Below are 17813 nucleotides of genomic sequence, written 5' to 3'. Positions count from 1 at the left end.
GACTAGGTTAAGGAGGGTTGCTCCTTGTTGGACGTTAACAATTTCGAATTCATGAAGATCGGGCTTGCATCCCCGGAGAAAATTCGTTCATGGTCCCGCGGAGAAGTGAAAAAGCCGGAAACCATCAATTACCGTACGCTCAAACCGGAGAAAGAAGGCCTGTTCTGCGAACGGATTTTTGGACCGCAAAAAGACTGGGAATGCCATTGCGGCAAATATAAGCGTGTCCGTTACAAAGGCGTAGTCTGCGATCGCTGCGGCGTAGAAGTTACCCGCGCGAAGGTGCGCCGCGAACGGATGGGCCATATTGAGCTGGCAGCTCCTGTATCCCATATCTGGTACTTTAAAGGCATTCCGAGCCGTATGGGTCTCGCTTTGGATATGTCGCCAAGATCTCTGGAAGAGATCATTTACTTTGCATCTTATGTAGTAACCGACCCTGGAGATACGCCTCTGGAGAAGAAACAGCTTCTGTCCGAGAAAGAATACCGCAGTTACCGTGAAAAATACGGCTATGGTTTCCAAGCGGGCATGGGTGCTGAAGCGATCAAGAAGCTGCTGCAGGATCTCGATATCGAAAAGGAACTCGAGTTTCTGAAGGAAGAGCTGCGCACGGCTCAAGGCCAACGCCGTAATCGTGCGATCAAGCGTCTGGAAGTCATCGAGGCTTTCCGCAACTCCGGCAACAAGCCAGAGTGGATGATCATGGACGTATTGCCGGTTATCCCTCCGGAACTGCGCCCGATGGTACAGCTGGACGGCGGACGTTTTGCAACGTCTGACCTGAACGACCTGTACCGCCGCGTGATCAACCGGAACAACCGCTTGAAGCGTTTGCTTGACCTGGGAGCTCCGGACATCATCGTTCAGAACGAAAAACGGATGCTGCAGGAAGCGGTTGACGCCCTGATCGACAACGGCCGCCGCGGCCGTCCAGTGACTGGACCAGGCAACCGTCCGCTGAAATCCCTCAGCCACATGCTGAAAGGTAAGCAAGGACGTTTCCGGCAAAACCTGCTCGGTAAACGCGTTGACTATTCCGGCCGTTCCGTTATCGTCGTTGGTCCGTACCTGAAAATGTATCAGTGCGGTCTGCCGAAGAAAATGGCTCTGGAACTGTTCAAGCCGTTTGTCATGAAAGAACTCGTAAACAAGGGCCTCGCCCATAACATTAAGAGCGCCAAACGTAAGGTTGAGCGCGTAAGTCCGGAAGTATGGGACGTTCTCGAAGAAGTCATTAAAGAGCATCCGGTTCTGCTGAACCGTGCCCCTACGCTTCACCGTCTCGGTATCCAGGCGTTTGAACCGATCCTGGTGGAAGGTCACGCGATCCGTCTGCATCCGCTCGTATGTACGGCTTACAACGCCGACTTCGACGGTGACCAGATGGCGGTTCACGTTCCGCTGTCCGCAGAGGCACAGGCTGAAGCCCGTATCCTCATGCTGGCATCCGGCAACATTTTGAACCCTAAAGACGGTAAACCGGTCGTAACTCCTTCGCAGGATATGGTTCTCGGATCTTTCTATCTGACCATGGACAACAAGGAAGAGAAAGGTTCCGGCATGATCCTGAGCTCCGTGAACGAAGCCGTATCGGCTTACCAACGCGGAACCGCAGGTCTGCATGCACGGGTAGCCATTCCAGTAAAAGCGCTCGGCAAAACGAGCTTTACCGACAAGCAGCAGGACGCAATGCTCTTGACGACCGTCGGACGCATCATTTTCAACGAAATTTTCCCGAGCAGCTTCCCGTACATTAACGAAGCAACCCGCGACAATCTGTTCAACGGAACGCCGGAAAAATATTTCGTCTATGAAAAAGGCGCGGACATCCGCGAGCGCATGTACGACCTGCCTATAAGCAGCGCTGTTGGTAAAGAGTATCTGGGCCAAATCATTGCCCGCTGCTTCGAGATTTACCATACGACGGAAACTTCCGTTATTCTAGACAAAATCAAGCAGCTCGGCTTCACGTATTCGACACGTGCCGGCGTAACCGTTGCGGTATCCGACGTTATCGTTCCTGATGAGAAACAGGCGATCCTGAAGGAATCCGACGAGAAGGTTGCAGTCGTTACGAACCAATACCGCCGCGGCTTGATTACGAACGAAGAACGGTACGACCGCGTTATCGATATTTGGTCCAAGGCGAAGGATGACATTACAGACATCCTGATGAAATCCATGGACCGCTTTAACTCCATCATGCTCATGGTTGATTCCAAAGCACGGGGTAACAAATCGCAGATTACTCAGCTCGGCGGCATGCGGGGTCTGATGGCGAACCCATCCGGCCGGATCATCGAACTCCCGATCAAGTCCAACTTCCGTGAAGGCCTGACCGTCCTCGAGTACTTCCTGTCGACGCACGGTGCCCGTAAAGGTCTGGCGGATACCGCGCTGCGTACAGCGGACTCCGGTTACCTGACACGCCGTCTTGTAGACGTTGCCCAGGACGTTATCGTCCGCGAAGAAGACTGCGGTACCGATAAAGGCTTTACCGTCAGCCGGATTCAGGATGGTAAAGAGGTTATCGAGGATCTGTATGACCGTATTGAAGGACGCTACTGCTTCGAGACGGTTCGTCATCCGGAAACCAACGAAATTCTGGTTAACCGCAACGAGCTGATCGATTCGGATAAAGCGAACCTGATCGTCAACTCCGGCGTAACAAAACTGCAAATCCGTTCGGTACTCAGCTGCCGTGCTCGTCACGGCGTATGTAAGAAGTGCTACGGACGCAACCTGGCCACAGGCAAATTCGTGGAAATCGGGGAAGCTGTCGGCATCATCGCGGCACAATCCATCGGTGAACCAGGAACCCAGCTTACCATGCGTACGTTCCATACCGGTGGTGTCGCAGGGGACGATATTACCCAAGGTCTTCCGCGTATTCAGGAGCTTTTCGAAGCCCGGAATCCGAAAGGTCAAGCAACCATTAGTGAAATCGACGGCGTTGTGAAGGAAATCCGCGAAGCGAAAGACCGTCGTGAAATCGAAGTCCAAGGTGAAGCGGAAACGAAAGTGTACTCCGTTACCTACGGTTCCCGTCTGCGCGTAAGCGAAGGTCAGGAAATCGAAGCCGGCGACGAGCTGACAGACGGTTCCATCGACCCGAAAGAAATGCTGCGCATTAAAGGCATCCGCGGGGTGCAGAACTACATTCTGCAGGAAGTACAGCGCGTATACCGTAACCAGGGCGTAGAAATCAACGATAAGCACGTCGAAGTAATGATCAAGCAGATGCTGCGTAAAATCCGTATCGTCGATGCGGGAGATACACCGCTTCTTCCTGGATCATTCACCGACATTCATGAATACGAAGCAGCGAACAAAGAAGCAATCCTGTCCGGAAAAGAGCCTGCGGTGGCCAAACCGGTTCTGCTCGGTATCACCAAGGCTTCCCTGGAGACCGATTCCTTCTTGTCCGCGGCATCCTTCCAGGAGACGACCCGCGTTCTTACCGATGCGGCGATCAAAGGCAAGGTTGACCAGCTGCTCGGCCTGAAAGAAAATGTCATCATCGGTAAATTGATCCCTGCAGGTACCGGTATGAACCGTTACCGCAGCGTCAAATTCGATGATCCGAACATCGAAGATCAGGACTCCAAGGAGCTTGAAACGGCAACAGTAGAGTAATAGACTGCTAAACAGGCGGTTTTGCGCGGAGGCGGCATGAAAAAAGGCTGCTTCCGCGAAAACTTTCCTGAAACATTCTTGACATCGCCTAATGCAAGTGCTAATATAGCAAAGGTGCGTGAGTAGTTAAGTACCCCTGTGCTTTTGGAGGAATCGCAAGATGTCTAATGATAAAGGATTACAGGATGCTCATGTCAAGATCGGTGCCAAACAAACGATGAAACTCGTAGAATTGGGCCAAGCCGCCGAAGTGTTTGTGGCGGAAGATGCGGAACACCGGCTCGTTTCAAAGGTTGAAGCTCTTTGCACTAAGCATGGAGTGAAGATCACCTATGTGGATACTATGCATCAATTGGGTAAAGCATGTGGAATTGAAGTGGGCGCAGCGATGGCCGCTATCGTTAAATCATAGTTGTAAGGAACGTTTTTGTTGGAGAATCAACAGAGTTCTTCCGGCAAAGACTTTTCATTTGTTCTTTTATGAACCGCCTGGGTCTGTGGACTTAAAAAGAGGTTTGTAATGAGGATAAGTATTATGGGAAGGGGGTGGCTAACATGCCAACAATTAACCAGCTAGTTCGCAAAGGACGTCAAGCTAAGATCTACAAGTCGAAGTCCCCTGCATTGCAGAAAGGATACAACGCTCTGAAGCGTGAAGAGACAGGACTTAGCGCTCCTCAAAAACGTGGTGTCTGCACCCGTGTAGGTACAATGACTCCGAAGAAACCGAACTCCGCGCTTCGTAAGTATGCCCGTGTTCGCTTGACGAACCGCATCGAGGTGACTGCTTACATTCCGGGGATCGGACACAACCTGCAAGAGCACAGTGTGGTATTGGTTCGCGGTGGACGGGTAAAAGACCTTCCAGGTGTTCGTTACCATATCGTTCGCGGTGCGCTTGATACTGCAGGTGTGAACAACCGGATGCAAGCTCGTTCCAAATACGGCGCGAAACGTCCGAAAGCTAAAAAATCGTAATTGATTCTATAAGATTTCAAGACTTAAGAAAGGGGGATATCCATGCCACGCAAAGGTCCAGTTAGTAAGAGAGACGTATTGCCAGATCCGGTGTACAACAGCAAACTGGTTACACGCCTTATCAACCGCATCATGCTGGATGGTAAAAGAGGTGTTGCCCAAAGCATCCTTTACAATTCGTTCAAGCTGATTCAAGAACGTACAGGTAAAGATCCTATGGAAGTGTTTGAAGCAGCCATCAAAAATATCATGCCAGTACTGGAAGTTAAAGCTCGCCGTGTCGGCGGTGCCAACTACCAGGTGCCGATTGAAGTAAAACCTGAAAGACGTACGTCTTTGGGATTACGTTGGCTCGTGAACTACTCCCGCAACCGCGGTGAGAAGACAATGGAAGAGCGTTTGGCGGCTGAGATCATCGACGCTTCCAACAACACAGGCGCTTCCGTTAAGAAACGCGAGGACACTCACAAAATGGCTGAAGCGAACAAAGCGTTTGCTCACTACCGCTGGTAGGATTCGGCTCAATAAATTACACTTCAATTTTGAAGGGAGACTATTTTCATGGCAAGAGAGTTCTCCTTGAAAAATACACGCAACATCGGGATCATGGCGCATATTGACGCTGGTAAAACGACCACCACAGAGCGGATCTTGTTCTACACAGGCCGTACGCACAAAATCGGTGAAGTTCACGAGGGTGCGGCTACAATGGACTGGATGGAGCAGGAGCAGGAGCGCGGGATCACGATTACTTCCGCTGCGACGACCGCTTCGTGGAAAGGTCACCGCGTTAATATCATTGACACCCCAGGGCACGTTGACTTCACGGTTGAAGTTGAACGTTCCCTTCGTGTATTGGATGGGGCAGTAGGTGTTTTCAGTGCGAAAGAGGGCGTTGAGCCTCAGTCTGAAACTGTATGGAGACAGGCTGACCGCTACGGCGTTCCGCGGATCGCATATGTAAACAAGATGGATATTATTGGTGCCGACTATCTGAATGTCGTTAACGACATGCGCGATCGTCTGCAAGCGAACGCAGTAGCGATTCAATTGCCGATCGGTGCAGAGAACGACTTCGTGGGCATCATTGACCTGGTTGAGCAAAAAGCTCATATGTACAAAGACGACCTGGGTCAAAATATTGAGGTGGTCGACATTCCGGCCGAGTTCCAAGACAAAGTCGAAGAACTTCGCGCTGAACTGATCGAAAAAGTCGCAGAACTCGACGAAGACCTGACAATGAAGTATCTGGAAGGTGAAGAAATCACTGTTCCGGAACTGAAAGCAGCCCTCCGCAAAGGGGTTTGCGAAGTTAAGATCTTCCCGGTTATCTGTGGTTCCTCTTACCGCAACAAAGGGGTTCAGCTGATGCTGGACGCTGTTATCGATTATCTGCCAGCTCCAGTTGACGTACCATCGATTCAAGGTCACCTTGAAGACGGTACGGAAGTTGAGCGTCATTCTTCCGATGAAGAACCGTTCGCTGCTCTGGCGTTCAAAATCATGACAGACCCTTATGTGGGTAAACTGACATTCTTCCGCGTATACTCTGGTATCCTTCAATCCGGCTCTTACGTATTGAACGCTACCAAAGGCAAACGCGAACGTATCGGACGTATCCTTCAGATGCATGCGAACAGCCGTCAAGAGATCAGCGAAGTTTACTCCGGTGACATCGCGGCTGCCGTAGGCTTGAAAGATACCGGTACGGGCGACACACTCTGCGACGAGAAAGCTCCGGTTATCCTTGAATCCATGAACTTCCCGGATCCGGTTATCGAAATCGCGGTTGAGCCTAAAACCAAAGCTGACCAAGATAAAATGGGCGTTGCTTTGGGCAAATTGACAGAAGAAGATCCTACGCTGCGTGCTCATACAGATGAAGAAACTGGCCAAACAATCTTGGCTGGTATGGGTGAGCTTCACCTCGACATCATCATTGACCGTATGCGTCGTGAATTCAAGGTAGAAACCAACGTGGGTAAACCACAGGTTGCATACCGTGAAACCTTCCGTCAAGCTGCACGCGTTGAGGGTAAATTCGTTCGTCAGTCCGGTGGTCGTGGTCAATACGGTCACGTCTGGGTTGAGTTCGAACCTCTCGAAGCAGGTACTGGCAGCCAGTTTGACAGCAAAATCGTCGGTGGCTCTGTACCAAGAGAATACGTCCAGCCTGCACTGAATGGTATCGAAGAAGCCATGAAGAATGGTGTTCTTGCTGGCTTCCCGCTTGTAGACATCAAAGCTACAATCGTAGACGGTTCCTACCATGATGTCGACTCCAATGAGATGGCGTTTAAGATTGCCGGTTCCATGGCGCTTAAAGCGGCTAAAGACAAGTGTAAACCTGTCCTGCTCGAGCCAATCATGAAAGTCGAAGTTACGGTGCCTGAAGAATACATGGGCGACGTAATGGGTATGCTGAACTCCCGCCGCGGACGTATCGAAGGTATGGATAACCGTTCCGGCGCTCAGATCATCCGTGCGAAAGTGCCTCTTTCCGAAATGTTCGGATACTCGACGACACTTCGTTCCGGTACCCAAGGACGCGGCGTGTTCTCCATGGAACTCTCCCACTACGAAGAAGTTCCTAAGAACATTGCTGAAGAAATTGTTTCGAAGTCCAAAGGATCTGACGAGTAATTTCTGCTTTTGAGTTTTAAACCCTGACCGGTACGATTACATCCAGAACTGCTTGCATAAACACCGGTCAGTTCAAACATAAAACCTATATTCAATCCATTTAAGGAGGAATTGTTCAAATGGCAAAGGCTAAGTTTGAACGTACTAAACCGCACGTTAACATCGGTACTATCGGTCACGTCGACCATGGTAAAACAACTCTGACTGCTGCTATCACGACTGTATTGTCCAAAACTTACGGTGGTGCTGCAGTAGCATTCGATCAAATCGACAAAGCTCCAGAAGAGCGCGAACGCGGTATCACAATCTCCACTGCACACGTGGAATACGAAACACCTAACCGTCACTATGCACACGTTGACTGCCCAGGTCACGCCGACTATGTTAAAAACATGATCACTGGTGCTGCTCAAATGGACGGAGCGATCCTGGTTGTATCCGCAGCTGACGGCCCAATGCCGCAAACTCGCGAACACATCCTGCTCTCCCGTCAGGTAGGCGTACCTTACATCGTTGTATTCCTGAACAAATGCGACATGGTTGAAGACGCTGAACTTCTTGAACTGGTTGAAATGGAAGTTCGTGACCTGCTGAACGAATATGAGTTCCCAGGCGACGACACTCCAATCATCCAAGGTTCTGCTCGTGAAGCTCTGCAAAACCCAGACGGCGAGTGGGCACAAAAAATCATCGAAATGTTCAACATCATCGATGAGTACATCCCTCTTCCAGAGCGCGACACTGACAAACCTTTCCTTATGCCAGTCGAGGACGTATTCTCCATCACTGGTCGTGGTACGGTTGCTACAGGCCGTGTAGAACGCGGAACTGTTAAAGTGGGCGACGAAGTTGAAATCGTTGGTATCGCTGAAGAAACTAAGAAATCCGTCGTTACGGGCGTTGAAATGTTCCGTAAATTGCTGGATTCCGCTCAAGCTGGTGACAACATCGGTGCCCTGCTTCGCGGTGTAGACCGTAACCAAATCGAGCGCGGTCAAGTACTTTGCAAACCGGCTTCCGTTAAACCGCATACTGAGTTCGCTGCTCAAGTATACGTTTTGACTAAAGAAGAAGGTGGTCGTCATAAGCCTTTCTTCACTGGATACCGTCCTCAGTTCTACTTCCGTACAACGGACGTAACTGGTGTGGTTAACCTTCCAGAAGGAACTGAAATGGTTATGCCTGGCGACAACATCACTGTAACCGTTCAACTGATCGCTCCAATCGCGATTGAAGAAGGAACGAAGTTCACGATCCGTGAAGGTGGACGTACAGTAGCTGCTGGTGCCATCGCAACAATCAGCAAATAATTAAAAGGCAAATTGCCTTCTATATAGCAACGATGTGCTGGAACGAGTAACGCTGTGTTGTAAACGCAAGAGATACAGAGGAATCCTCTCCTGGCGGGAGGATTCCTTTCTTTATATATAGGAAGAAAAGAACAACAACGCTTTTCATTAAAAGCTTGCATTATGCCCATTCTTTATATATAATAGTGAATGTTGTTCTGAGACGTTGCGATGATGTGAGAGGTTACTGACACACCCGGCCCCTTTGCCATGGAGCGGTGGGTTAGAAAATTTTCACGGAGTATGTCCGATACCAAATTGGGCGATAGAAGGAGGGACTAAAATGGCAAAGCAAAAAATTCGTATTCGTTTGAAAGCTTACGATCACAGAATTCTTGATCAATCCGCTGAGAAAATCGTTGAAACTGCAAAACGTTCGGGTGCTGGTGTATCTGGACCGATTCCGCTTCCAACTGAGAAACAAATCATTACTATTCTCCGTGCGGTACACAAGTATAAGGATTCTCGGGAGCAATTCGAAATGCGCACACACAAGCGTCTGATCGACATTGTTAACCCAACTCCACAAACTGTGGATGCTCTTATGCGCTTGGACCTGCCGTCCGGTGTAGATATCGAAATCAAATTGTAATTCGAAATGAATTAAGACGGGAAAAGAGGTGTCAACATGAAAGGTATCTTAGGAAAAAAACTCGGAATGACTCAAGTATTTACTCCAGAAGGTAATGTAATTCCTGTGACGGTTATCGAAGCAGGTCCTTGTGTTGTTCTGCAAAAGAAAGATCTTGAGAACGATGGCTACGAAGCTATTCAAATCGGTTTCGCCGATAAGAAGGAGAAACGTGCAAACAAGCCAGAAGCAGGACATGCTAAAAAAGCTAACACTGCACCTAAGCGCTACGTTCGCGAAATTCGCGGTGTTGACCTCGGAGCATTCGAGGTTGGCCAAGAACTGAAGGCGGATGTCTTCGCAGAAGGCGAATTTGTTGACGTAACCGGTACTTCCAAAGGTAAAGGCTTCCAAGGCGTTATCAAACGTTGGGGACAAAGCCGCGGACCAATGGCTCACGGCTCGCGTTACCATCGCAGACCGGGTTCCATGGGCTCGATCCAGGCTAACCGTGTTCCTAAAGGAAAACGTCTGCCAGGTCACATGGGTAATGCTACGGTAACTGTACAAAAACTTGAAGTTGTTAGAGTCGACGTTGAACGCAACGTATTGCTCGTTAAAGGTGCTATTCCTGGACCTAAAAACAGCTTCGTTAAAATTAACGAAACGGTGAAGAAATAATCACCTAAGGAAAGGAGGAACACATAATGCCAAAAGTAACCCTGTTTAATGTCAGCGGTAGCGAAGTAGGAGAATTGGAACTGAACGATGCGGTATTTGGCGTAGAGCCGAACGTACACGTGATGAACCAAGCGGTATTGCTGCAAAGAGCATCTTTGCGTCGTGGTACACACAAAGTGAAGGGCCGTTCTGAAGTACGCGGCGGCGGACGTAAGCCTTGGAAACAAAAAGGAACCGGCCGTGCTCGTCAAGGTTCGATCCGTTCACCACAATGGAAGGGCGGCGGTACTGTATTCGGTCCAACACCACGCAGCTACTCGTTCAAGCTTCCTAAGAAAGTTCGTCGTCTGGCTATTAAATCTGCATTGTCTTCCAAAGTGATCGCTAACAATCTGATCGTTCTGGACCAACTCGCTCTGAACACGCCTAAAACAAAGGAATTCGCAGCGATCCTGAACAATCTGAAAGTAGAACGTAAGGCCCTGATCGTAGCTCCTGGCTATGATGATAATGTGGCTCTTTCCGCACGGAATATTCCTGGCGTGAAATTTGTTGCAGCAGACGGCATTAATGTTCTTGACGTACTTCTGTACGACAAACTGATCATTACGAAAGAAGCAGTTCAGAAGGTAGAGGAGGTGCTCGCGTAATGAAAGATCCTCGTGATATTATCAAACGTCCGGTGATCACTGAACGTACGGCTGAATACATGGGCGACTTGAAGTATGCCTTTGAAGTAGATATCCGTGCGAACAAGACCGAGATCAAACAAGCTGTTGAATCGATCTTTAAAGTGAAAGTAACGAATGTAAATACAATGCGCGTCCCTGCTAAGCCGAAACGTTATGGCCGCTACAACGGTTATACAACCGAGTGGAAAAAAGCCATCGTAACGCTGAGCAAAGACAGCAAAGCGCTCGAGTTTTTTGAATCTGTAGAGTAAGGAGGAAATCACGTGCCTATTAAAAAGTATAAGCCGACATCCCCGGCTAGACGTAACATGTCCGTGTCTACTTTTGAAGAGATCACGACAAATCAGCCGGAGAAATCGTTGCTTGCACCGCTCAGCAAAACAGCTGGCCGCAACAACCAAGGTAAAATTACGGTTCGTCACCACGGCGGCGGACACAAGCGTAAATACCGCATCATCGACTTCAAACGTACGAAAGACGGCATACCAGGTACCGTTGCTACGATCGAGTATGACCCGAACCGTACTTCCAATATTGCTCTGATCCACTATGCAGACGGAGAGAAGCGTTACATCATCGCTCCTAAAGGTCTGAAAGTGGGAGACAAGATTGAATCCGGTCCAAACGCCGACATCAAAATCGGTAACGCACTTCCAATGGAGAACATTCCGGTAGGTACCGTTATCCACAACATCGAACTGCAGCCTGGCAAAGGCGGACAATTGGTTCGCGCAGCCGGTACCGAAGCTCAGCTTCTTGGTAAAGAAGATAAATACGTATCCGTACGTTTGTCTTCGGGCGAAGTTCGCAGACTGCTTAAAGTTTGCCGTGCTACAATCGGTTCCGTTGGTAACGAAGACCACGAGCTGATCAAAATCGGTAAAGCTGGCCGCAGCCGCTGGCTCGGACAACGTCCTGAAGTTCGCGGGGTAGTTATGAACCCTAACGATCACCCTCACGGTGGTGGTGAAGGCCGCGCTCCAATCGGACGTAAATCGCCAATGTCTCCATGGGGCAAACCAACCCTTGGTTACAAAACGCGTAAAAAAGGCAAAGCTTCTGACAAATATATCGTTCGCCGCCGCACAAAATAATGCACGCTGTGCATAACTTTGTGAAGTGCCGAAAGTAACGAGAAGATTGGATGAAGGGAGGATTTTATAGATGAGTCGCAGTTTGAAAAAAGGGCCTTTCATTGACGGGTACCTGCTGAAAAAAGTAGAAGTGATGAACGAATCGAACAAGAAGGCGGTTATCAAGACTTGGTCCCGTCGCTCTACGATTTTCCCACAATTTATCGGTCACACGTTCGGTGTATACGACGGACGCAAGCACGTTCCGGTATACGTAACGGAAGACATGGTAGGACACAAGTTGGGTGAATTCGCTCCAACACGTACCTACAAGGGTCATACGGACGATGACAAGAAAACAAGAAGATAATTTCTAAGCTCTTTGTTTGAGAGGAGGTAAAACAAATGGAAGCAAAAGCACATGCCAGATCTATTCGGATTGCTCCTCGTAAAGTCAAGCTCGTTGTTGACTTGATCCGCGGTAAGCAAGTTGGTGAGGCCATCGCCATTCTCCGCCACACTCCGAAATCGGCTTCCCTGGTTGTGGAGAAGCTGCTGAACTCAGCGATCGCCAATGCTGAGCATAACTACTCGATGGATATTAACAGTTTGGTTGTGAGTCAGGTTTTCGTTAACCAAGGCCCAACAATGAAGAGATTCCGTCCACGCGCCATGGGTCGTGCGAGCCGGATCAATAAACGCACCAGCCACATTACTTTGGTGGTATCTGAAAAATAAGGAGGGATAACGTGTGGGCCAAAAGGTAAATCCAGTCGGACTCCGTATCGGGATCATCCGTGATTGGGAATCGAAATGGTATGCTGGCAAAGATTTCGGTAATCTTTTGCTGGAAGATGTCAAAATCCGTGAATACCTGAAAAATAAATTGAAGGATTCTGCTGTTTCTCGCATCGAGATCGAGAGAGCGGCAAATCGTGTGAACGTCACTATCCACACTGCGAAACCAGGCATGGTTATCGGTAAAGGTGGTTCCGAAGTTGAAGTACTTCGCAGCCAAGTTACGAAAATTGCAGGCGGTAAAAAAGTTCACATCAACATCTCTGAAATTAAACATGCTGACCTGGACGCTGTCCTGGTTGCAGAAAGCATTGCTCAGCAATTGGAACGCCGTGTTTCTTTCCGTCGTGCTCTGAAACAAGCGATCCAAAGAACGATGCGTTCAGGCGCTAAAGGAATCAAAACTCAAGTGGGCGGACGTCTTGGCGGCGCCGAGATCGCTCGTTCGGAAGGCTACAGTGAAGGAACTGTTCCACTTCATACGCTTCGTGCTGACATCGACTACGGTACGGCTGAGGCGCATACAACTTATGGCCGTCTCGGCGTAAAAGTATGGATCTATCGTGGAGAGGTTCTTCCTACGGCTAAGAAACAAGCTGCTCAGGAAGGAGGCAACTAATCATGTTGGTACCAAAACGTGTAAAACACCGCAAGCAACAACGCGGTCACATGAAGGGTATGGCAAAAGGCGGAACTGAACTGAACTTCGGTGAATTCGGTTTGCAAGCACTGGAGCCAACTTGGATCACGAACCGTCAGATCGAAGCAGCGCGTATTGCGATGACGCGTTACATCAAACGTGGCGGTAAAGTATGGATTAAGATTTTCCCTGACAAGCCGATTACTCAAAAACCTCTTGAGGTTCGTATGGGTAGCGGTAAAGGTAACGTTGAGAAATGGGTCGCAGTTGTCAAACCAGGCAAGATTATGTTTGAACTTGGAGGCGTGTCTGAGGAAATCGCTCGCGAAGCGATGCGTCTCGCCGCTCACAAGCTGCCGATCAAAACGAAGTTTGTGAAACGTGAAGAATTGGGTGGTGAAGCAAATGAAAGCTAATGATCTGCGTAACTTGACCACTGCAGAAATCGAGCAAAAGATTGCGGGCTTTAAAGAAGAACTCTTTAACCTCCGTTTTCAATTGGCTACCGGACAGCTTGATAACCCAACTCGGATCCGTGATGTACGCAAGGAAATAGCTCGTGCTAAAACCGTCATCCGTGAAAGAGAACTTGGGATTAGTTAATAGATCACAGCCGTGCTCGTCTGTAATCAGGAAGGAGGCTAACTATGAGCGAAGAACGCAATGCTCGTAAAGTGCAAATCGGTAAAGTTGTCAGTGACAAAATGGATAAAACCATTGTTGTAGCCGTTGAAACTTACAAAAAGCATGATCTCTACCACAAGCGCATTAAATACACGAAGAAATTTAAAGCGCATGATGAGAACAACACAGCACAAATCGGAGATACCGTTAAAATCATGGAAACTCGTCCACTCTCTAAAGACAAACGTTGGAGACTGGTAGAAGTCGTTGAAAAAGCGGTTATCATCTAAAGATAGAGTTAGTTTTTCCGAAAGGAGGAAATTTCAATGATTCAACCATTTACACGTCTTCAAGTAGCTGACAACTCCGGTGCGAAGGAACTGATGTGTATCCGCGTGCTGGGTGGTACGGGACGTCGTACAGCAGCCATCGGTGATTTGATCGTTTGCTCCGTCAAACAAGCAACACCAGGCGGCGTTGTCAAAAAAGGTGATGTTGTTAAAGCTGTTGTGGTTCGTACGAAGCGTTCTGTACGCCGCAAAGACGGATCTTACATCTCTTTTGACGAAAACGCAGCGGTTGTTGTTAAAGAAGACAAAAGCCCGCGCGGAACTCGTATTTTCGGACCAGTGGCTCGCGAACTTCGCGACAAAGATTTCATGAAAATCGTTTCCTTGGCACCGGAAGTAATCTAATAGCTGATTCCCGGACAGTGAGCTGTTACGGGATCCCGATAAATCGCTGACATGCAGTCATAGGAGGTGTAACAAAATGCCGAAAGTGAAAAAGGTTCTGGAATCGCACAGCAACAAACTGCACGTGAAGAAAGAAGATACGGTTATGGTCATCAGCGGTAAAGACAAAGGCAAAAAAGGCCGTGTCATCGCAGCGTATCCTCGTGAAAACCGTGTGCTTGTCGAAGGCGTGAACATGGTGAAGAAACACCAAAAGCCGAACCAATCCAACCCTCAAGGCGGAATCATCGAGCAGGAAGCACCGATCCATGTATCCAACGTGATGCATATCGATCCGAAGAGCGGCAAAGTAACCCGTATCGGTTACAAAACGCTGGATAACGGTAAAAAGGTCCGTGTTGCGAAGAAGTCCGGAGAGGTTATCGACTAATCGAATCGTTAAGAAAGGAGGTTCATAATTCATGGCAGCAAGAATGAAAGAACGTTTTTTGAATGAAGTTACTCCTGCTTTGATGCAGAAGTTCAGTTATTCTACGGTAATGCAGGTACCTAAAATCGAGAAGGTTGTCATCAACATGGGTGTGGGTGATGCCGTATCCAACTCGAAAGTACTGGATGCCGCAGTTAATGATATGCAGCTGATTGCTGGTCAAAAGCCGGTAATTACTCGTGCTAAAAAATCCATCGCCGGATTCAAACTGCGTGAGAATATGCCGATCGGTGTGAAGGTAACACTGCGCGGAGAGCGTATGTACTACTTCCTGGACAAATTGTTCAACGTTACTCTTCCACGTGTCCGTGACTTCCACGGCGTGTCTACCAAAGCATTTGATGGACGCGGCAACTACACGCTTGGCCTCAAGGAACAGCTGATCTTCCCTGAGATCGAGTATGATAAAGTTGATAAAGTCCGTGGTATGGATATCGTTATCGTAACGACGGCTAAAACTGACGAAGAGTCCCGCGAGCTGCTCGCTCAATTGGGAATGCCTTTTGCGAAGTAATTCGCAAATCCATTTCTCCGAAAATTTTTAGGAGGTGTCAGGCTAAGTGGCAAAAACTTCGATGAAAGTAAAACAACAACGTACGCCTAAGTTTAAAGTGCGTGCTTATACACGCTGCGAACGTTGCGGTCGTCCACATTCGGTACTGCAAAAGTTCAAAATTTGCAGAATTTGTTTCCGTGAATTAGCTTATAAAGGCCAGATCCCTGGCGTGAAAAAAGCAAGCTGGTAAGAAGTTTACAATCGGGAAGGAGGTTCACACAAAATGACTATGTCTGATCCAATTGCAGATATGCTGACTCGTATTCGTAACGCCAACACTGTGCGTCACGAAACGGTTGAAATGCCTGCTTCGACGATGAAAAAACAAATCGCTGACATTTTGAAGCGTGAAGGTTTCATCCGTGATGCAGAATATATCGATGACAACAAACAAGGGATTATCCGTGTTTTCCTGAAATACGGTGCCAACAATGAACGCGTCATCTCCGGTTTGAAGAGAATCAGTAAACCAGGTCTGCGCGTGTACACGAAGAGCAACGAAATTCCTCGTGTCCTCGGCGGTTTGGGTATTGCGATTATCTCCACATCCAAGGGAGTTATGACCGACAAAGAAGCTCGTCAATCCAAAGCTGGCGGAGAAGTTGTCTGCTACGTTTGGTAATACACGTCACAGAACAAGGAGGTGCAACACATGTCCCGTATTGGTCGCAAACCAATCGCAGTACCAAGCGGTGTGGATATCACACTGAACAATTCCGTTATTACGGTTAAAGGACCGAAAGGATCTTTGACTCGTGAACTTCATAAAGACATGAAGGTAACGGTAGAAAACAACGAAATCGTCGTTGAGCGCCCATCCGACAACAAAGCGCATCGTTCGCTTCACGGCACGACCCGCAGCGTTGTCAACAATATGGTGAGCGGAGTAACAGAAGGCTTTTCGAAATCTCTGGAATTGGTTGGGGTCGGATATCGTGCAAGCAAGTCTGGAGATAAGATCGTCCTGAACGTTGGTTACTCTCATCCGGTTGAAATCACTCCAGAACCAGGTATCGAGTTCGAGGTGCCTGCAAATACGAAAATCATCGTTCGCGGTATCGACAAAGAGCGCGTAGGTGCATACGCCGCTAAAATCCGTTCCGTTCGCGAGCCTGAGCCTTACAAAGGTAAAGGGATTAAGTATGAAGGTGAGCGCATTATCCGTAAGGAAGGTAAAGCAGGTAAGAAGAAATAAGCGATTATTTCTTAAGCCTTCTTTACCCCGTGCGTCTTAAAGTGAAGCTGTCATGGCAAAACTGAAAGGAGTGAAAGGGAAGACATGATTACAAAAGAGGATAAGAACAAGGCTCGTCTCAAACGTCATCTGCGTGTACGCAAGAAGATCCAAGGTACTGCTGAACGCCCACGTTTGAACGTATTCCGTTCTTCTAAACATATCTACGCTCAACTGATCGACGACGTAGCTGGCGTAACCATCGTTTCTGCATCTACTGTTGATAAAGAAATTAGCGGTTCCGTGAAAAACGGCGGCAGCGTTGAGGCTGCTCGTCAAGTCGGCGAACTCGTTGCTAAGCGTGCGAAAGAAAAAGGTCATACTTCGATCGTATTCGACCGCGGAGGATACCTGTACCATGGACGGATTCAAGCTCTGGCTGATGCAGCTCGCGAAGCAGGCTTGGAATTCTAAGAATTTCTAAAAAGGAGGTAAACGACTTGCGTGTAGATCCTAACACTTTGGAACTGACTGAAAGAGTGGTTAATATTAACCGCGTTGCTAAAGTAGTAAAAGGCGGACGCCGTTTCAGCTTCAGCGCGCTGGTAGTTGTCGGTGACGGCAAAGGCTGGGTTGGTGCTGGTATCGGTAAAGCAGGCGAAGTTCCTGACGCCATCCGCAAAGGCATCGAAGATGCTAAGAAAAATCTGATTCACGTTCCTCTCGTTGGAACATCAATTCCTCACCTGGTCACTGGCCACTTTGGTGCTGGACGCGTTCTTTTGAAACCAGCGTCTGAAGGTACTGGAGTTATCGCCGGCGGTCCTGTGCGTGCCGTACTGGAGCTGGCAGGTGTAGGTGACATCTTGACAAAATCTTTGGGTTCTTCGAACTCCATGAACATGGTCAACGCGACTTTGGAGGGTTTGTCCCGTCTGAAGCGTGCTGAAGATGTAGCCAAATTGCGTGGCAAATCTGTCGAAGAGCTGCTCGGTTAAGGAGGGAATGTCATGGCTAAACTTCAAATTACCCTCGTCCGCAGTTTGATCGGCCGTCCTGAAACTCAGCGCACGACTGTAAAAACTCTCGGCTTGCGTAAATTAAATTCGACGGTGGTTCATAACGACAATCCTGCAATTCGCGGAATGATCAACAAAGTGAGCCACTTGGTATCTGTTACTGAAATTGAAGGTTAATCTTGCAACAAGAT

Annotated in this window: 26 protein-coding genes; all 26 read left to right on the top strand. The window is 48.6% G+C overall.

The genetic code is table 11. The features are described 5' to 3' along the window. Nucleotides 1-24: 24 nt before the first annotated feature. The 26 genes from rpoC to rpmD all read left to right on the top strand — a co-directional run bounded on the left by rpoC (nt 25) and on the right by rpmD (nt 17799). A complete protein-coding gene (gene rpoC, locus IAE55_RS32330; protein ID WP_105441903.1) occupies nt 25-3639 on the top strand; it encodes a DNA-directed RNA polymerase subunit beta' in 3615 nt (1204 codons plus the stop codon). Between the two features lie 160 nt (nt 3640-3799). Beyond that, nucleotides 3800-4051 carry a ribosomal L7Ae/L30e/S12e/Gadd45 family protein gene (locus tag IAE55_RS32325; RefSeq protein WP_105441902.1) on the top strand — a complete coding sequence of 84 codons (252 nt, stop codon included), beginning with the start codon at nt 3800-3802 and terminating at the stop codon, nt 4049-4051. A gap of 143 nt (nt 4052-4194) precedes the next feature. Continuing rightward, the gene (gene rpsL, locus IAE55_RS32320; RefSeq protein WP_076176731.1) at nt 4195-4617 is read left to right on the top strand and encodes a 30S ribosomal protein S12; all 423 of its coding nucleotides are present in this window, start codon (nt 4195-4197) and stop codon (nt 4615-4617) included. Between the two features lie 42 nt (nt 4618-4659). Next, nucleotides 4660-5130, top strand: coding sequence for a 30S ribosomal protein S7 (gene rpsG, locus IAE55_RS32315; RefSeq protein ID WP_145030011.1), 471 nt, complete (start codon nt 4660-4662; stop codon nt 5128-5130). Nucleotides 5131-5178: 48 nt separating this feature from the next. Then, nucleotides 5179-7260, top strand: a complete 2082-nt coding sequence (gene fusA, locus IAE55_RS32310) for an elongation factor G (RefSeq protein WP_105441901.1) — start codon at nt 5179-5181, stop codon at nt 7258-7260. Nucleotides 7261-7379: 119 nt separating this feature from the next. Continuing rightward, nucleotides 7380-8570, top strand: a complete 1191-nt coding sequence (gene tuf, locus IAE55_RS32305; RefSeq protein WP_145030007.1) for an elongation factor Tu — start codon at nt 7380-7382, stop codon at nt 8568-8570. Between the two features lie 322 nt (nt 8571-8892). Then, nucleotides 8893-9201, top strand: coding sequence for a 30S ribosomal protein S10 (gene rpsJ / locus IAE55_RS32300; RefSeq protein WP_005544556.1), 309 nt, complete (start codon nt 8893-8895; stop codon nt 9199-9201). Nucleotides 9202-9237: 36 nt separating this feature from the next. Further along, entirely contained in the window at nt 9238-9861 is a 624-nt protein-coding gene (rplC, locus tag IAE55_RS32295) for a 50S ribosomal protein L3 (RefSeq protein WP_076176735.1), read from the top strand. A gap of 26 nt (nt 9862-9887) precedes the next feature. Further along, nucleotides 9888-10511 (top strand): 50S ribosomal protein L4, encoded by a 624-nt coding sequence (rplD, locus tag IAE55_RS32290; RefSeq protein WP_076176736.1) that lies wholly within the window; start codon nt 9888-9890, stop codon nt 10509-10511. After that, entirely contained in the window at nt 10511-10804 is a 294-nt protein-coding gene (rplW, locus tag IAE55_RS32285) for a 50S ribosomal protein L23 (RefSeq protein WP_076176737.1), read from the top strand. Before rplD ends, rplW begins: the two co-directional genes overlap by 1 nt. 12 nt (nt 10805-10816) lie before the next feature. Next, nucleotides 10817-11647: a 50S ribosomal protein L2 gene (rplB, locus tag IAE55_RS32280; protein ID WP_076176738.1), complete on the top strand. Its 831-nt coding sequence runs from the start codon at nt 10817-10819 to the stop codon at nt 11645-11647. Between the two features lie 70 nt (nt 11648-11717). Then, entirely contained in the window at nt 11718-11996 is a 279-nt protein-coding gene (gene rpsS / locus IAE55_RS32275; protein ID WP_076176739.1) for a 30S ribosomal protein S19, read from the top strand. 35 nt (nt 11997-12031) lie between these two features. Beyond that, the gene (gene rplV, locus IAE55_RS32270) at nt 12032-12364 is read left to right on the top strand and encodes a 50S ribosomal protein L22 (protein WP_094600174.1); all 333 of its coding nucleotides are present in this window, start codon (nt 12032-12034) and stop codon (nt 12362-12364) included. Between the two features lie 13 nt (nt 12365-12377). After that, on the top strand, nt 12378-13043 hold the full coding sequence (gene rpsC, locus IAE55_RS32265; protein ID WP_105441900.1) for a 30S ribosomal protein S3: 666 nt from the start codon (nt 12378-12380) through the stop codon (nt 13041-13043). A 2-nt stretch (nt 13044-13045) separates the two neighbouring features. After that, nucleotides 13046-13480 (top strand): 50S ribosomal protein L16, encoded by a 435-nt coding sequence (gene rplP, locus IAE55_RS32260; RefSeq protein ID WP_076176742.1) that lies wholly within the window; start codon nt 13046-13048, stop codon nt 13478-13480. After that, on the top strand, nt 13470-13667 hold the full coding sequence (gene rpmC / locus IAE55_RS32255) for a 50S ribosomal protein L29 (protein WP_076176743.1): 198 nt from the start codon (nt 13470-13472) through the stop codon (nt 13665-13667). The genes rplP and rpmC overlap by 11 nt, the downstream gene beginning before the upstream one ends. Nucleotides 13668-13711: 44 nt before the next feature. After that, nucleotides 13712-13978 (top strand): 30S ribosomal protein S17, encoded by a 267-nt coding sequence (gene rpsQ, locus IAE55_RS32250; RefSeq protein ID WP_025336666.1) that lies wholly within the window; start codon nt 13712-13714, stop codon nt 13976-13978. 36 nt (nt 13979-14014) lie between these two features. Beyond that, complete coding sequence (gene rplN, locus IAE55_RS32245; RefSeq protein ID WP_076176744.1) at nt 14015-14383, top strand: 50S ribosomal protein L14; 369 nt, start codon at nt 14015-14017, stop codon at nt 14381-14383. 76 nt (nt 14384-14459) lie between these two features. Next, entirely contained in the window at nt 14460-14813 is a 354-nt protein-coding gene (gene rplX, locus IAE55_RS32240) for a 50S ribosomal protein L24 (RefSeq protein ID WP_076176745.1), read from the top strand. Between the two features lie 31 nt (nt 14814-14844). Then, complete coding sequence (rplE, locus tag IAE55_RS32235) at nt 14845-15387, top strand: 50S ribosomal protein L5 (protein ID WP_076176746.1); 543 nt, start codon at nt 14845-14847, stop codon at nt 15385-15387. 46 nt (nt 15388-15433) lie between these two features. Next, entirely contained in the window at nt 15434-15619 is a 186-nt protein-coding gene (locus tag IAE55_RS32230) for a type Z 30S ribosomal protein S14 (protein ID WP_013312154.1), read from the top strand. 33 nt (nt 15620-15652) lie between these two features. Beyond that, a complete protein-coding gene (gene rpsH, locus IAE55_RS32225; protein ID WP_076176747.1) occupies nt 15653-16051 on the top strand; it encodes a 30S ribosomal protein S8 in 399 nt (132 codons plus the stop codon). 30 nt (nt 16052-16081) lie between these two features. Beyond that, a complete protein-coding gene (gene rplF, locus IAE55_RS32220; protein ID WP_076176748.1) occupies nt 16082-16624 on the top strand; it encodes a 50S ribosomal protein L6 in 543 nt (180 codons plus the stop codon). Nucleotides 16625-16708: 84 nt separating this feature from the next. Next, complete coding sequence (gene rplR, locus IAE55_RS32215; protein WP_105441898.1) at nt 16709-17077, top strand: 50S ribosomal protein L18; 369 nt, start codon at nt 16709-16711, stop codon at nt 17075-17077. 26 nt (nt 17078-17103) lie between these two features. After that, nucleotides 17104-17601, top strand: coding sequence for a 30S ribosomal protein S5 (rpsE, locus tag IAE55_RS32210; RefSeq protein ID WP_076176750.1), 498 nt, complete (start codon nt 17104-17106; stop codon nt 17599-17601). Nucleotides 17602-17613: 12 nt separating this feature from the next. Further along, entirely contained in the window at nt 17614-17799 is a 186-nt protein-coding gene (gene rpmD / locus IAE55_RS32205; RefSeq protein ID WP_076176751.1) for a 50S ribosomal protein L30, read from the top strand. The last annotated feature ends 14 nt before the right edge of the window (nt 17800-17813 follow it).

This window comes from Paenibacillus sp. S28, from assembly GCF_016624415.1.
Classification (GTDB): Bacteria; Bacillota; Bacilli; order Paenibacillales; family Paenibacillaceae; genus Paenibacillus_AQ; species Paenibacillus_AQ favisporus.
The sequence above is the reverse complement of the archived record's forward strand: the minus strand, read 5'-3'. Positions and strand labels throughout refer to the sequence as shown.

What these genes read in the sequence shown, in the direction of transcription:
- IAE55_RS32325 (WP_105441902.1), top strand. Translation starts at nt 3,800, where the DNA reads ATGTCTAATGATAAAGGATTACAGGATGCTCATGTCAAGATCGGTGCC.
- rpsL (WP_076176731.1), top strand. Translation starts at nt 4,195, where the DNA reads ATGCCAACAATTAACCAGCTAGTTCGCAAAGGACGTCAAGCTAAGATC.
- rpsG (WP_145030011.1), top strand. Translation starts at nt 4,660, where the DNA reads ATGCCACGCAAAGGTCCAGTTAGTAAGAGAGACGTATTGCCAGATCCG.
- fusA (WP_105441901.1), top strand. Translation starts at nt 5,179, where the DNA reads ATGGCAAGAGAGTTCTCCTTGAAAAATACACGCAACATCGGGATCATG.
- tuf (WP_145030007.1), top strand. Translation starts at nt 7,380, where the DNA reads ATGGCAAAGGCTAAGTTTGAACGTACTAAACCGCACGTTAACATCGGT.
- rpsJ (WP_005544556.1), top strand. Translation starts at nt 8,893, where the DNA reads ATGGCAAAGCAAAAAATTCGTATTCGTTTGAAAGCTTACGATCACAGA.
- rplC (WP_076176735.1), top strand. Translation starts at nt 9,238, where the DNA reads ATGAAAGGTATCTTAGGAAAAAAACTCGGAATGACTCAAGTATTTACT.
- rplD (WP_076176736.1), top strand. Translation starts at nt 9,888, where the DNA reads ATGCCAAAAGTAACCCTGTTTAATGTCAGCGGTAGCGAAGTAGGAGAA.
- rplW (WP_076176737.1), top strand. Translation starts at nt 10,511, where the DNA reads ATGAAAGATCCTCGTGATATTATCAAACGTCCGGTGATCACTGAACGT.
- rpsS (WP_076176739.1), top strand. Translation starts at nt 11,718, where the DNA reads ATGAGTCGCAGTTTGAAAAAAGGGCCTTTCATTGACGGGTACCTGCTG.
- rplV (WP_094600174.1), top strand. Translation starts at nt 12,032, where the DNA reads ATGGAAGCAAAAGCACATGCCAGATCTATTCGGATTGCTCCTCGTAAA.
- rplP (WP_076176742.1), top strand. Translation starts at nt 13,046, where the DNA reads ATGTTGGTACCAAAACGTGTAAAACACCGCAAGCAACAACGCGGTCAC.
- rpmC (WP_076176743.1), top strand. Translation starts at nt 13,470, where the DNA reads ATGAAAGCTAATGATCTGCGTAACTTGACCACTGCAGAAATCGAGCAA.
- rpsQ (WP_025336666.1), top strand. Translation starts at nt 13,712, where the DNA reads ATGAGCGAAGAACGCAATGCTCGTAAAGTGCAAATCGGTAAAGTTGTC.
- rplN (WP_076176744.1), top strand. Translation starts at nt 14,015, where the DNA reads ATGATTCAACCATTTACACGTCTTCAAGTAGCTGACAACTCCGGTGCG.
- rplX (WP_076176745.1), top strand. Translation starts at nt 14,460, where the DNA reads ATGCCGAAAGTGAAAAAGGTTCTGGAATCGCACAGCAACAAACTGCAC.
- rplE (WP_076176746.1), top strand. Translation starts at nt 14,845, where the DNA reads ATGGCAGCAAGAATGAAAGAACGTTTTTTGAATGAAGTTACTCCTGCT.
- rpsH (WP_076176747.1), top strand. Translation starts at nt 15,653, where the DNA reads ATGACTATGTCTGATCCAATTGCAGATATGCTGACTCGTATTCGTAAC.
- rplF (WP_076176748.1), top strand. Translation starts at nt 16,082, where the DNA reads ATGTCCCGTATTGGTCGCAAACCAATCGCAGTACCAAGCGGTGTGGAT.
- rplR (WP_105441898.1), top strand. Translation starts at nt 16,709, where the DNA reads ATGATTACAAAAGAGGATAAGAACAAGGCTCGTCTCAAACGTCATCTG.
- rpmD (WP_076176751.1), top strand. Translation starts at nt 17,614, where the DNA reads ATGGCTAAACTTCAAATTACCCTCGTCCGCAGTTTGATCGGCCGTCCT.